Origin of the sequence: Brenneria sp. L4-2C (genome assembly GCF_040240335.1) — a bacterium.
Taxonomy (GTDB): Bacteria; Pseudomonadota; Gammaproteobacteria; order Enterobacterales; family Enterobacteriaceae; genus Brenneria.
Genome location: NZ_JBEIAC010000012.1, coordinates 123,328 through 138,220, shown reverse-complemented (window position 1 = coordinate 138,220; position 14,893 = coordinate 123,328). Strand labels below are relative to the sequence as shown.

Sequence of the window (14,893 nt, the reverse complement as noted above, 5' to 3'; positions counted from 1 at the left end):
CCGACTGATGCTGGTATATCGCCGGGCGACCGGCATTGCCCAGCAGCGCCAGATGCGGCTCCAGCGTCAGCCGGTAACGCACCTCGTCCGCCGAGGCCGACAGCCGCTGAAACTGCGTCACCACCCCGTGAACCGAACGCGGCGGTGTGGCGTCAGGCAGCGTGATGCCGCCCAGTTGCCTGCCCGGCGGATTGAAGGTAAAGGAGGCGTCCTGCAACAGCATCTCGCCGGGGGCGATATCCCGGCCGCTGGTAAAGGTTATCTGGTAGCAGTAGGTCTGGCTCAGCCCCTCGCTGGCGCTGAAGGACTCCACGTCCAGGTCGGCGCAACCAAAGACGGACAGTTGATAACGGGCGAGCGTGGCGGTTAACGAAGAAAAAGACGAGGGTATGGCGTAATTGCGCTCCATGCGGTTTCCTTTTCATGTCCATTGAGAAATTTTATGGCGCGTATTATGCCGAAAATATGATCAGCCAGGCAAGCGATTTTGATGAAAAAATATTTAAAATATCATTTAAAATCAAATTATTACAACGTTAATAATATTGTTTATCATTATTGCAAAATGAAGAATCAAACAGGGCGCTGCTGCCCCCCTGTTTGATGGGATCGAAAGCAAACCACTCTACGTCAGAGCGATGAGGAAAGTGTCAGTTCAGCGGACCGGCGCCGTCGGACGGCTGGCAGAGATAGATAGCCGGCTGTAATCCGGTACGCGCCGGGTATTCGCGCGCAAGCATCCGGCAAACGTCGTCGGTCAGCTCGGCCGGCACCAGCGATACCACGCAGCCGCCAAAACCGCCGCCCGTCATTCGGGCGCCGCCCCGCTTGCCTACATGCGCCTGAATCAGTTCAACCAATATATCAATTTGAGGCACCGTGATTTCAAAATCATCGCGCATAGAGATATGAGACTCGGCCATCAGGGTAAACAGGCGCTCGGCATCCTGCTGCGCCAGCGCAGCGGCGGCTTCCAGCGTGCGATTGTTTTCCGTAATCACATGGCGGGCGCGCCGCGCCGTTAGCGGATCCAGTCCCGTCAATCCCGCTTCAAACCGTTCCAGGGACAAATCGCGCAACGCTTTAACGCCGAAATGCCGCGCCGCCGCCTCGCACTGTTGGCGGCGGGTATTGTATTCGCTGTCAACCAGTCCGCGGCGCACATTGGAATTCACAATCAGGATATCGAACCCGTCCAACATCCGCACCGCGCGCCCTGCCAGCGATCGGCAGTCGATCAATAACGCATGGCCGGACTGCCCCTGCGCCGAAATAAACTGATCCATAATGCCGCAGCTACAGCCGACAAAATCGTTTTCCGCCTGCTGACCGGTTAACGCCAGCGTCAACTGGCTGACGTCCAGGCGATTGAGCGTCTTGAACGTTTGTCCGATAGCCACCTCCAGCGAAGCCGAAGAGCTTAGCCCCGCCCCCGCCGGCACATTGCCGGAAATCACCATATCCATGCCGCTAATCGGCAGGCCGCGCGCCTGTAAAAACTTGACGGTGCCGCGCACATAGTTCGCCCAGGTATATTCCGCATGCGGCCGAATCTCCTGCGTCAGGTCAAACTCGTCCCGCTGCTCGTCGAAATTTACCGCCACCACGCGCACCAGATTATCCTGCCGGGCGGCCGCGGCGATCACCGTCTGATAATCAATGGCGCAGGGTAAAACAAAACCATCATTGTAATCGGTATGCTCGCCAATCAGGTTCACGCGTCCCGGCGCCTGAATCTCCGCCTGCGGCGTATAGCCGAATACGCGTTCGAACGTCGACCTGGCCGACTGACGCAAAGAATCGATACGGTTCATAAAATGCCCTCAAATTTGCTCACGAAAATGGATATCGCTGACGGCCCGCAGACGTTCGGCGGCCTGTTCCGCCGTCAGGTCGCGCTGGGCTTCCGCCAGCATTTCGTAACCGACCATAAACTTGCGCACGCTCGCCGAACGTAATAACGGCGGATAGAAATGGGCGTGCAGTTGCCAGTGGGTATTCTCTTCCCCGTTGAATGGCGCGCCGTGCCACCCCATGGAGTACGGGAATGAACACTGAAACAGGTTATCGTAGCGGCTGGTCAATTTTTTCAGCGCTACGGCGAGATCTGCACGCTGCGGTTCGCTTAGCTGCGGCAGCCGCCGTACGGCGAACCTGGGCAGCAACAGGGTTTCAAACGGCCAGGACGCCCAGTAAGGCACCACCGCCAGCCAGAATTCGGTTTCCACCACCAGCCGGCTGCCGTCTGCCAACTCGCGCTGCGCATAGTCAAGCAGGAGCGGCGAGCCGTAGTCTGTAAAATAAGCCCGCTGCTGCCGATCTTCGCGCGCCGCTTCATTAGGTAAAAAATCGTTGGCCCAGACCTGCCCGTGCGGATGCGGGTTCGAGCAGCCCATCATCGATCCTTTATTTTCAAACACTTGTACCCAGGGATAACGTTGTCCCAGTTCCGACGTCTGTTCGCTCCAGGTGTCGATGATCCTTTTCAGGGCTGACAACGGTAATTCAGGCAGGCTTTTGCTGTGATCGGGCGAGAAACAGATCACGCGGCTGACGCCCCGGGCGCTTTGTATCCGAAATAGCGGATCGTCGCCGGACGAAACCGCCGGGGTATCTTCCATCAGGGCGGAAAAGTCATTGGTGAAAACAAACGTACCCTGATATTGCGGATTCACATCGCCGGTGATGCGCTTATTCCCTGCACACAAATAGCAGGTTGGGTCATGCGGCGGCGGCGTACGGCGATCGGGTTCATCCTGCTGCCCTTGCCACGGGCGCTTAGCCCGATGAGGCGAAACCAGGATCCACTCCCCTTTCAACGGATTGAAGCGGCGGTGCGGGTGCTCGGTGGGTTCAAATAACATAAAAGACGCTCCTTAAAACACGACTGCCCCTTTTCACCGCCGCGCTATTGACCGGCAGCAGGCGAGGCTTAATACGCACGCCCGTTTTTTGTCTGCGAAATAACGGGCATAATCACCATGAGAATAAACGGTACGTCCTCGTTCACCACTTTAGTGTAACCGTTTACCCTAAATTTAAACCTCAGGATGAGGTTTGAAAAGCGGGCAGTTACTCTGGTCGTGACGTCGATCACATAAGCGTTTTTTGTCTGCCGCAGAGGGGAGCATCTGCCGGTAACATCGGTATATTCGGCAACCTATTGTTCGGGAATCTTACATGGCCACAATCAAAGATGTCGCTCGCCTGGCAGGGGTATCAGTTGCAACGGTTTCACGCGTCATCAACGACTCGCCCAAAGCCAGCGACGCCTCGCGCAAGGCGGTGCATAAGGCGATGGCTGAATTGCAGTATCATCCTAACGCCAATGCCAGAGCCCTTGCGCATCAAAGCGCGGAAACGCTGGGTCTGGTGGTGGCGGATGTTTCCGATCCTTTTTTCGGCACCATGGTGAAATCGGTGGAGCAAATCGCGCAGGCGACGGGCAATTTTTTACTTATCGGCAATGGTTACCACAATGCCGAACAAGAGAAGAAAGCGATAGAACAACTGATTCGTCACCGCTGCGCCGGACTGGTGGTACACGCCAAAATGATTGCGGATCAGGAACTGGCGACCCTGATGAGCCATATTCCCGATATGGTGCTGATCAACCGTACGCTGCCGGGCTATGAAAACCGCTGCGTGGCGCTGGACGACCGCTACGGCGCCTGGCTGGCTACCCGCCACCTGATTCAGGAAGGCCACCGCAAGATTGGTTTTCTCTGTTCGAACCACCAGATTTCCGATTCATTCGATCGGTTACAGGGCTATATCGACGCGCTGAATGAACATGACGTGACGCTAGATGAACGGCTGATAGCCCGCGCCGCGCCTGATGAAATGGGCGGAGAATCCGCCATGACCGAGCTGCTGAGCCGCGGCGGGAAGATGACCGCCGTGGTGTGTTACAACGACCCCATGGCCGCCGGCGCGCTGTCCGTGCTCAGCGATAACAGCATCAACGTTCCTCAGGATATGTCCGTCGTGGGATTTGACGACGTGCTGATCGCGCGCTATCTCCGTCCCCGCCTGACCACGGTGCATTACCCCATTTCCGCGATGGCGACGCAAGCCGCCGAGCTGGCTATCGCCCTGCATCAGGGGAAACCGCTGAAGGAAACGACCAACATGTTCAGCCCGACGCTGGTTCGCCGCCACTCCGTCAGCCCGCCGTCCCACGGGAAATAACGATTTTTATGAAAACGGTTACACTCGTATCGCGGGCATGACGGAAAGATGATGGCGCTTATGGCGACTCGGCCATCGCCAGGTAGTTAGCCATTTCGTGCGCGGGCACCATCCCGCCGCCGGTGGCCCAGATCAGATGCGTCGCCTGTCGCAGAGTTTCGCCATCAATCCCCTGCCCCCTGCGCGCGCAGATATGCCGCATCGGCGCATACCCGCAGCGGCCCCGCCATGCCCGCCAGCGCGGACGGTTCCAGTTGAATGTTTTCGCTGCGATGGAGCAGGCCAAGCAAGCGATACATTTCCCGATCGCTCAGGGTATAAAACCCGTCCAGCAGTCGCTCCATCGCCCGTCCGACAAAACCTGATGCCCGCCCCACCGCCAGACCATCGGCGGCGGTCAGATTGTCGATGCCGATATCCTGTACCGCGATGTCGTCATGCAATCCGGTATGGACGCCCAGCAACATACAGGGAGAATGGGTCGGTTCAGCGAAAATGCAGTGTACATGGTCGCCAAACGCCAGCTTCAGCCCGAACGCCACCCCGCCGGGGCCGCCGCCCACGCCGCAGGGAAGATACACAAACAGCGGATGCCGTTCATCGACGGGCTGATTCATTTGCGCGAACTGTTGACGCAAACGGCCGCCGGCCACCGCATACCCCAGAAATAGCGTGCGGGAGTTCTCATCGTCGATGAAAAAGCAGCGGGGATCCGACGCCGCTTCTTTACGCCCCTGAGCCACGGCGACGCCGTAATCCTGCGCGTACTCCACCACGTTCACGCCGTTATCACGCAACGTTTGCTTCTTCCAGGCGCGCGCATCGGCTGACATATGCACGCTGACGTTAAACCCCAATTTGGCGCTGATAATGCCGATCGACATGCCCAGATTGCCGGTCGAGCCGACGGCGATACGGTACTGGCTGAAGAACCGCCGGAATGTATCGGTATAGAGGATACGGTAATCATCCTCCAGACTCAGCAAACCGGCCGACAGCGCCAACTTCTCGGCATGAGCCAGCACTTCATAGATACCGCCGCGCGCCTTGATGGAGCCGGAAATAGGCAAATGGCTGTCTTTTTTCAGCCACATTTGACCGGCAATCGGTTGCTGGTAGCGCTGCGCCATCGCCTGCCGCATCGCCGGAATCGCCACCACATCCGATTCAATGATGCCTTGCGCGTCGGCGGTCTCCGGGAAAGCCAGACACAGATAAGGCGCGAAGCGTTGCAGCCGGGCTTGCGCATCGGCGACATCCTCCGCCGTCAGTCCGACGTAAGGCAGTCCTTGCGCCGCGGAGGCGACATTGGGGTTAAACCAGGTCACGTCGTCCAGATTGATGAGGCGTTGCACCAGGGGATACCGCTTAACCAGTTTTTCAATTTCACTCTTGTCCATTTGCATTCTCACCTTAATCTCACGACATACAAGAACAGGAAGACGATGCCGACGAAATGAAGCCGGCGACAAACCTCCCCCAAAGCATAGGACGACTGAACCGCTCGCCCCCCAATTCGGCGCGCCGCCCCCATCATTGATGCGCGCAATGCGTTAATGCATAACAATCTGTTATGGCCCTTTGCCCCTGATTATTCAGCCGAAGCGCTATTTTATGTACTTTTTGCTGAAAAAACCGCCATTTTCCGGTGGTATCAAAATAATGAATGGATAAAAAGCCCTGATAACGGGACACAGCATTTAGTTTGCATAATGATCCAAGATATACTCGTGCTTTTGCGTTACTCCTCTCATTTTTAGTGAATTCGTTACATAGAATGAACAGGAAAATTTGGCCTGCCTCATATTTGGAGCAAACATGTCCCTGTCGCATATTGCACAATTTGTATTAGCATTAGCTGTTGTCGCCGCGTTGTCGTTACTCATTTGCCGCGATCGTAAAAACATCCGTATCCGCTTCATCATTCAACTTCTGGTCGTTGAAATTCTGCTCGCTTACTTTTTCCTTTATTCGGATGCCGGACTGGGCGCGGTAACGGGTTTCGCCGCCATGTTCGATAAATTGCTGGGGTTTGCGGGGCAGGGAACCGATTTTGTCTTTGGCGATATGGTCAACAGCGATAAAAATCTCATCTCTTTCTTCTTTAAAGTGCTCTGCCCTATCGTCTTCATTTCCGCCCTGATTGGCATCCTGCAATATATCAAGCTGTTGCCGATCATCATCCGTCTGATTGGCACCATTCTTTCCAAAATCAACGGCATGGGGAAACTGGAATCGTTTAACGCCGTCAGTTCGCTGATCCTCGGTCAATCCGAGAACTTTATCGCCTACAAGGATATCCTGGGCAAGATGTCTGAAAAGCGCATGTACACCATGGCGGCGACGGCGATGTCGACGGTTTCCATGTCGATTGTCGGCGCTTATATGTCAATGCTGGACTCCAAGTTTGTCGTCGCCGCGCTGATCCTGAACATGTTCAGCACCTTTATCGTGCTGTCGCTCATCAACCCGTACAAAGTGGGCGAAGAGCCGGAATTGCAACTGGGCAATATTCATGAAAACCAGAGCTTCTTCGAAATGCTGGGCGAATACATTCTGGCGGGCTTTAAAGTCGCGGTTATCGTTGCCGCCATGCTGATTGGCTTCATCGCGCTGATTGCCGCCATTAACGCCATCTGTAGCGCGATTTTCGGCATCAGCTTCCAGGAAATTCTGGGATATGCGTTCTATCCGTTTGCCTGGATCATGGGCATCCCTTCGCATGAGGCCTTGCAGGTCGGCAGCATCATGGCGACCAAACTGGTTTCCAACGAATTCGTCGCCATGCTGGAACTGCAAAAAGTGGCGGGAGAACTGTCGCCGCGCAGCGTTGGCATCCTGTCCGTGTTCCTGGTTTCGTTCGCCAACTTCTCTTCTATCGGCATCATTGCCGGCGCGATTAAAGGTCTGAACGAACATCAGGGGAACGTGGTTTCCCGCTTCGGCCTGAAACTGGTTTACGGTTCCACGCTGGTCAGTATTCTGTCTGCGTCCATCGCCGGACTGGTGCTGTAACGCGCATCATGCCCGCGCCGGCGTCCCCGCCGGCGCGAAGACGACATCCAACGCGCCGCGTAGCCGGCAATCAGCGTTTCCCACATAAACAAACCCTGACATATCTTCCATATTTCCTCCATTTTTGTCCGATACCTTCTGTTTAAACTTGTATGATAAAAAAATTGTTCCATGGACCTGCTCAGCGCCTGAGCAATCTGGAGAAATTAGCCCATTACTATGAATGCCAAACGCCTCTCTCGCCTGTTGATGCTCATCGTTGTCGTTATCGCCGCGCTGTTGCTTTGGCGTCATTTCACTCAACCTTCATCGCCGTCCGGCCAGTCCGGGCATCAGGCCGGCCAACCGTCACGTCTCAGCGGCGGCGGCGGTCGCCGCGCCGCCATGAACGCCACGCCCCCCGTGCAGGCCGCGCGCACGCAGGCGGCATCGGTGCCCTACTATCTTTCCGGGCTGGGCACCGTCACCGCCGCCAACACGGTGACCCTGCGCAGCCGGGTTAACGGCGAACTGATGGCGTTGCATTTTCAGGAAGGGCAGCAGGTCAACGCAGGCGACCTGCTGGCCGAAATCGACCCCCGCCCCTATCAGGTGGAACTGACGCAGGCACAGGGGCAACTGGCCAAAGATCAGGCGACGCTCGCCAACGCCCGGCAGGATCTAGCCCGTTATCAGAAACTGGTGAAAACCAATCTGATCTCGCAACAGGAACTGGACGCGCAGCTGTCGTTGGTGCGTCAGTCTGAAGGCACGGTCAAGGCCGACGAAGGCGCGGTGGCCAGCGCCGAACTCCAGTTGGCCTATAGCAAAATTACCGCGCCCATCAGCGGACGCGTGGGATTGAAACAGGTCGATGCCGGGAATTACATCACCAGCGGCGACGCCAACGGCATCGTGGTGATCACTCAGACCCAGCCTATCGATGTGGTGTTCACCCTGCCGGAAAGCGAGATCGCCACCGTACTGAAAGCGCAAAAGGCCGCACAGCCGCCGGTGGCTGAAGCCTGGGATCGAACCAATCAGCGCAAGCTGTCGCAAGGCCGTCTGCTGAGTATGGATAATCAGATCGATACCACCACCGGCACCGTCAAGCTGAAGGCCCGTTTCGAGAACAGCGATGACGCGCTATTTCCCAACCAGTTCGTCAATATCCGTATGAAGGTGGATACGCTGCAAAACGCGATTGTGGCCCCCGCCGCCGCGGTGCAGATGGGGAATGAAGGTCATTTTGTCTGGATCATGAATGACAAAAATGAAGTCAGCAAACGCCTGGTGACCACCGGTATTCAATACGGTCGGAACATCGTGATCGCCGCCGGGCTGGCGGAAAATGTCCGGGTGGTCACCGATGGCATCGACCGCCTGACCGAAGGGGCGAAGGTTGAGGTGATCCCTTCCGCCTCGACCGGGGAAACGCCGACCGCCACCGGGGAGAGACCCTGATGCAGGATACCGTTCCAGCCGGCGGCGGCCCATCGCGGATCTTTATCCTGCGCCCGATCGCCACCACGCTGCTTATGGTCGCGATATTGCTGGCCGGCATCATCGGCTACCGCGCCATGCCGGTTTCGGCGCTGCCGGAAGTCGACTACCCGACGATCCAGGTTGTCACGCTTTATCCGGGCGCCAGCCCCGAGGTGGTGACCTCGGCCATCAGCGCGCCGCTGGAACGTCAGTTCGGGCAGATATCCGGGCTGAAACAGATGTCGACTCAAAGCGCCGGCGGCGCGTCCGTGATTACACTGCAATTCCAACTGGAACTGGCGCTGGATGTCGCCGAACAGGACGTACAGGCGGCCATCAACGCCGCCGCCAATCTGCTGCCCGACGATCTGCCTTATCCGCCGACCTACAGTAAGGTCAACCCGGCCGATCCGCCGATTATCACGCTGGCCGTCACCTCCAGCGCCATGCCGATGACGCAATTGCACGACCTGGTCGATAACCGCGTCGCGCAGAAGATCTCGCAGGTTTCCGGCGTCGGGCTGGTTTCGCTGGCGGGCGGACAACGTCCGGCGGTTCGGGTAAAGCTGAATGCGCCGGCGCTGGCGGCTTACGGGCTGACCAGCGAAGAAGTCCGCACCGCCATTACCGCCGCCAACGTCAACTCCGCCAAAGGGAGCCTGGACGGACCGACCCGCTCGGTGACCTTATCGGCCAACGATCAGATGAAATCCATCGAGGATTATCGCCGGTTAATCATCGCCTGGCGCAATGAGGCGCCGGTACGCCTGCGTGATGTCGCCGATATAGCGCAGGCGGCGGAAAATACCTATCTGGCGGCCTGGGCGAATCGTCAGCAGGCCATCATCATCAACGTGCAGCGGCAACCGGGCGCCAACGTCATTACCACGACGGACAGCATCCGCCAGATGTTGCCCGCGCTCATCGCCAGCCTGCCTAAATCGGTCGATGTTTCGATATTGACCGACCGGACCACCAACATTCGCGCTTCGGTAAAGGATGTGCAGTTCGAATTGCTGCTGGCGATCGCCCTGGTGGTGATGGTGATTTACCTGTTTTTGCGCAACGCGGTCGCGACGCTCATTCCCAGCATTGCCGTGCCGCTCTCGCTGGTCGGCACCTTTTGCGCGATGTATTTTCTTGGCTTCTCGATTAATAACCTGACGCTGATGGCGCTGACCATCGCCACCGGCTTTGTGGTCGACGATGCGATCGTGGTGATTGAGAACATCTCCCGCTATATAGAAAAAGGGGAAAAGCCGCTCGACGCCGCGCTGAAGGGCGCCGGCGAGATTGGTTTCACCATCATCTCGCTGACCTTCTCGCTGGTCGCCGTGCTGATCCCGTTGCTTTTCATGGGCGATATCATCGGCCGGCTGTTCCGTGAGTTCGCCATCACGCTGGCCGTGTCTATTCTCATTTCCGCCGTGATTTCGCTGACCCTGACGCCGATGATGTGCGCCCGACTGCTTAGCCATCAATCGCTGCGTAAGCAGAACCGCTTTACCCGCGCCAGCGAACGTTTCTTTAACCGGCTGATTGCGCTTTACGGCGTCTGGTTGAGCAAAGTGCTGCATCATCCCTGGCTGACGCTGGGCGTGGCGCTGGGAACCCTGTTGCTCACCGTCCTGCTCTATCTGTGGATCCCGAAAGGGTTTTTCCCGGTGCAGGACAACAGCATTATTCAGGGAACGGTGCAGGCGCCGCAGTCGGTCTCATTCAGCAACATGGCCGATCGTCAGCGGCAGGTCGCTTCCCTCATCATGAAAGATCCGGCGGTACAGAGCGTATCCTCTTTCGTCGGCGTCGACGGCGCCAATGCCGCGCTCAATAGCGGTCGCCTGCAAATCAGCCTGAAGCCGATTAACGAACGCAGCGAGCGCATTCCCGCCATCATCAGCCGGCTGCAACGGGAAACCGCGCAGATCCCCGGCGTGCGGCTTTATCTGCAACCGGTGCAGGATCTCACCATAGATACCCAGCTCAGCCGGACGCAGTATCAGTTCACGCTCCAGGCCTTGTCGCAGGATGAACTGAGTCTGTGGGTGCCCAAATTGATGACCGTTCTACAGAAACTGCCGCAGTTGGAAGACGTCAGCAGCGACTGGCAGGATCAGGCTCCCGTCGCGTATGTGAAGGTCGACCGCGACAGCGCCAGCCGCCTGGGGATCAGCATGTCGGCGGTCGACAGCGCGCTGTATAACGCTTTCGGCCAGCGGCTGATTTCCACTATCTACACCCAATCCAGCCAGTATCGCGTGGTGCTAGAACACGATACCAGCCGGAATAACGGGCTGGACGCGCTGCACGATATCCGCCTAATCGGCAGCGACGGCGGAACCATTCCTCTGAGCGGCATCGCGACCATCGAGGAGCGTCTCGGGCCGCTGTCCATCAACCATATCGATCGGTTGCCCGCCGCCGTCATTTCCTTCAATGTGAACAGCGACTATGCGCTGGGCGAAGCGGTGGAAGCCATCATGCAGGCGGAACGGCAGATGGCGCTGCCCGCGGACATCACCACGCGGTTTCAGGGCGCGACGCTGGCTTTCCAGTCCGCCCTCGACAGCACGGTGTGGCTGATTATCGCGGCGATTGTCGCCATGTACATCGTTCTCGGCATACTGTATGAAAGTTTCATCCATCCGGTGACCATTCTGTCCACGCTGCCGACCGCGGGCGTCGGCGCGTTGCTGGCGCTGATCATCGCCGGCAGCGAGCTGGATGTGATTGCCGTCATCGGCATCATTTTGCTGATCGGCATCGTGAAAAAGAACGCCATCATGATGATCGACTTCGCGCTGTCGGCGGAGCGCGAACAGGGCATGAGTCCGTATGACGCCATCTATCAGGCCTGTCTGCTGCGTTTCCGTCCGATACTGATGACCACCATGGCCGCCTTGCTTAGCGCCCTGCCGCTGATGCTGAGCACCGGCGTCGGCGCCGAATTGCGCCAGCCGCTGGGGATCTGCATGGTGGGCGGTCTGATCATGAGTCAGATATTGACGCTGTTCACCACCCCGGTGATTTATCTGCTGTTCGACCGGATGGCGCGGCATGTCCGCCCGGCGCCCCGTCAGGAGGAAGAGATCGAGTGAGGTTCTTCGCCCTGTTCATCCATCGGCCGGTTGCCACCACGCTGCTGACATTGGCGATTGCCATCTGCGGCGCGCTCGGTTTCCGCCTGCTGCCGGTATCGCCGCTGCCGCAGGTGGAATTCCCGGTGATTTCGGTCAGCGCCTCGCTGCCCGGCGCGTCGCCGGAAACCATGGCCTCGTCGGTTGCGACGCCGCTGGAGCGCGCGTTGGGCCGCATCGCCGGCGTCACGGAAATGACCTCATCGAGTTCGCTGGGCAGCACCCGTATTATTCTGGTGTTTAATCTCGACAGGGATATCAACGGCGCGGCGCGCGATGTGCAGGCGGCCATTAATGCGGCGCAAAACCTGCTGCCGTCGGGCATGGCCAGCCGACCGACCTATCGAAAAGCGAACCCTACCGATGCGCCGATCATGATCCTGACGCTGACATCGGATACCTACGACCAGGGGCGGCTGTATGATTACGCCTCCACCCAGTTGGCGCAGAAAATCGCCCAGATGGAAGGCGTGGGCGATGTCTCCGTCGGCGGAAGCTCGCTGCCCGCCGTGCGCGTCGCGCTCAATCCGCAGGCGCTGTTCAATCAGGGCGTTTCGCTGGATGAAGTCCGGCAGGCGATTAGTCAGGCCAACATTCGCCGTCCGCTGGGCGACATTGAAAACCACCAGCAACGCTGGCAGATAAAAACCAACGATGAATTGAAAACGGCCGCCGCCTATCGACCGTTGATTATTCACTACCGCAACGGAGGCGCCGTGCGGCTGAGCGACGTCGCCACGGTGACGGATTCGGTGCAGGATGCGCGCAATGCCGGAATGAGCAACGCCAAACCGGCCGTTCTGATCATAATACGGCGCGCGCCCGACGCCAATATCATCACTACCGTGGACAGTATCCGCGCGGCGTTGCCCGAACTGCACGCCAGTCTGCCCGCCGAGATCCAGCTTGATGTCGCCCAGGACCGATCGCCGACGATCCGCGCTTCGGTGGAAGAGGTCGAGCGCTCGCTAATCATTGCCGTGGCGCTGGTCATTCTGGTGGTGTTCCTGTTCCTGCGTTCAGGACGGGCGACGTTGATCCCGGCGGCGGCGGTGCCGGTTTCGCTCATCGGCACCTTCGCCGTCATGTATCTGTGCGGCTTCAGTCTGAATAATCTGTCCCTGATGGCGCTGACCATCGCCACCGGATTCGTGGTGGATGACGCCATCGTGGTGCTGGAAAATATTTCACGCCATATTGAAGCCGGGATGAAACCGTTGCAGGCGTCGTTGCAGGGCGTGCGCGAGGTCGGTTTCACCGTGCTGTCGATGAGTATCTCGCTGATCGCAGTGTTTATTCCGCTGCTGCTGATGGAGGGGTTGCCGGGCAGGTTATTCCGCGAATTCGCCGTCACGCTGTCGGCGGCGATTGCGATTTCACTGCTGGTTTCGCTGACCCTGACGCCCATGATGTGCGCCAGATTGTTGCGCGCGGCGCCCAAACGCAGCCTGCGCCCCAAACGCGGCTTCGGCCGCGTCCTGATCGCGTTGCAACAAGCTTACGGCCGTTCACTTAGCTGGGTGCTCGACCACGCCCGCTGGGTGCTGGTGGTGTTATTGGCGACCATCGTTCTCAACGTCTGGCTGTATATCAGTATTCCAAAAACCTTTTTCCCTGAGCAGGACACCGGCAGGTTGATGGGATTTATTCAGGCCGACCAAAGCATCTCCTTTCAGGCGATGAAACAGAAACTTCAGAACTTTATGACCATCGTGCGCAGCGATCCGGCGGTGGATAACGTCACCGGCTTTACCGGCGGCTCGCGCACCAATAGCGGATCGATGTTTGTTTCACTCAAGCCGCTGTCCGAACGCGACGTCAGCGCCCAGCAGGTCATTAGCCGTTTACGCGAAAAACTGGCGAAGGAGCCCGGCGCGAATCTGTTTTTAATGGCGGTGCAGGATATCCGTATCGGCGGACGGGAATCCAGCGCCGGTTATCAATACACCCTGCTTTCGGACGACCTCGGCGAACTGCGCGCCTGGGAGCCAAAAATCCGCGCGGCGCTGAGTCAATTGCCCGAACTGGCCGACATTAACTCCGATCAGCAGGATAAAGGCGCGGAGATGGCGCTGACCTACGATCGCGACGCGCTGGCCCGGCTGGGGATCAACGTCTCCGCGGTCAATGCCTTGTTGAATAACGCGTTCGGCCAGCGTCAGATATCGACCATTTATCAGCCGTTAAATCAGTACAAAGTGGTCATGGAGGTGGATGCGGCCTATACGCAGGATGTCAGCGCATTGGGAAAAATGTTTGTGATCAACAGCGAAGGCAAACCGATCCCGCTGTCCTATTTCGCCAGTTGGCGGCCGGTCAATGCGCCGCTGTCGGTCAACCATCAGGGGTTGTCCGCCGCCTCGACCATCGCCTTTAACCTGCCGGAAGGCGCGACGCTTTCCGAAGCCGCCACGGCGATTGAAAGAACCATGACCGCGCTGGGCGTGCCGCCGTCGGTGCGCGGCCAGTTCTCCGGCACCGCGCAGGCTTTCCAGCAGTCGCAGTCGTCGCAGGTGATGCTGATTCTGGCCGCGATTATCACCGTGTATATCGTGCTGGGGGTGTTGTATGAAAGCTATATCCATCCCCTGACCATTCTCTCTACCCTGCCCTCCGCCGGGGTGGGCGCCCTGCTGGCGCTGGAGTGGTTCGGCGCGCCGTTTAGCCTGATCGCCCTGATTGGGATTATGTTATTAATCGGCATCGTCAAGAAGAATGCCATTATGATGGTGGACTTCGCGCTGACGGCGCAACGCTGCGGCGGACTCAGCGCCAGAGACGCCATATTCCAGGCCAGCCTGCTGCGCTTTCGCCCGATCATGATGACGACGCTGGCCGCGCTGTTCGGCGCGCTGCCGCTGATACTCGGCAGCGGCGATGGCGCGGAATTGCGACAGCCGCTGGGGATCACCATCGTCGGCGGTCTGGTGATGAGCCAGCTTCTGACGCTGTATACCACGCCGGTGGTGTATCTGTTTTTCGACCGACTGCGGATTAGGCGACGCGGCGCGGCGACAAAGCCAGTACGACAGTCTTAAAAGTGGAAGGTAACATCGCATATGGTTCACCAATTTGACCTTCGGGAG

The 14,893-nt window shown here is 58.1% G+C and carries 8 protein-coding genes and 1 pseudogene; 5 read left to right on the top strand and 4 right to left on the bottom strand.

Translation table 11 applies throughout. The annotated features are described in order from the left end of the window. From ABRZ26_RS17120 to galT, 3 genes are all read right to left on the bottom strand, one after another. Nucleotides 1-409: contractile injection system protein, VgrG/Pvc8 family (locus ABRZ26_RS17120; RefSeq protein ID WP_319605359.1), on the bottom strand; the 409-nt coding region annotated here is incomplete at its 3' end. A 241-nt stretch (nt 410-650) separates the two neighbouring features. Beyond that, nucleotides 651-1,814 carry a galactokinase gene (gene galK / locus ABRZ26_RS17115; RefSeq protein WP_319605358.1) on the bottom strand — a complete coding sequence of 388 codons (1,164 nt, stop codon included), beginning with the start codon at nt 1,812-1,814 and terminating at the stop codon, nt 651-653. Nucleotides 1,815-1,823: 9 nt separating this feature from the next. Continuing rightward, nucleotides 1,824-2,864: a galactose-1-phosphate uridylyltransferase gene (galT, locus tag ABRZ26_RS17110; RefSeq protein ID WP_319605357.1), complete on the bottom strand. Its 1,041-nt coding sequence runs from the start codon at nt 2,862-2,864 to the stop codon at nt 1,824-1,826. 316 nt (nt 2,865-3,180) lie between these two features. Here galT and galR point away from each other — a divergent pair, with 316 nt between their 5' ends. Further along, on the top strand, nt 3,181-4,191 hold the full coding sequence (gene galR, locus ABRZ26_RS17105) for an HTH-type transcriptional regulator GalR (protein ID WP_319605356.1): 1,011 nt from the start codon (nt 3,181-3,183) through the stop codon (nt 4,189-4,191). A gap of 58 nt (nt 4,192-4,249) precedes the next feature. Here the strand turns inward: galR and dsdA are convergent. Beyond that, nucleotides 4,250-5,591, bottom strand: a pseudogene (dsdA, locus tag ABRZ26_RS17100) (D-serine ammonia-lyase). Between the two features lie 424 nt (nt 5,592-6,015). Here dsdA and ABRZ26_RS17095 point away from each other — a divergent pair. From ABRZ26_RS17095 to mdtC, 4 genes are all read left to right on the top strand, one after another. Continuing rightward, the gene (locus ABRZ26_RS17095) at nt 6,016-7,206 is read left to right on the top strand and encodes a NupC/NupG family nucleoside CNT transporter (protein WP_319605367.1); all 1,191 of its coding nucleotides are present in this window, start codon (nt 6,016-6,018) and stop codon (nt 7,204-7,206) included. Between the two features lie 219 nt (nt 7,207-7,425). Next, nucleotides 7,426-8,649: an MdtA/MuxA family multidrug efflux RND transporter periplasmic adaptor subunit gene (locus ABRZ26_RS17090; protein WP_319605355.1), complete on the top strand. Its 1,224-nt coding sequence runs from the start codon at nt 7,426-7,428 to the stop codon at nt 8,647-8,649. After that, nucleotides 8,649-11,768, top strand: a complete 3,120-nt coding sequence (locus tag ABRZ26_RS17085; protein WP_319605354.1) for an MdtB/MuxB family multidrug efflux RND transporter permease subunit — start codon at nt 8,649-8,651, stop codon at nt 11,766-11,768. The genes ABRZ26_RS17090 and ABRZ26_RS17085 overlap by 1 nt, the downstream gene beginning before the upstream one ends. After that, complete coding sequence (gene mdtC, locus ABRZ26_RS17080) at nt 11,765-14,845, top strand: multidrug efflux RND transporter permease subunit MdtC (RefSeq protein WP_319605353.1); 3,081 nt, start codon at nt 11,765-11,767, stop codon at nt 14,843-14,845. Before ABRZ26_RS17085 ends, mdtC begins: the two co-directional genes overlap by 4 nt. Nucleotides 14,846-14,893 lie beyond the last annotated feature (48 nt).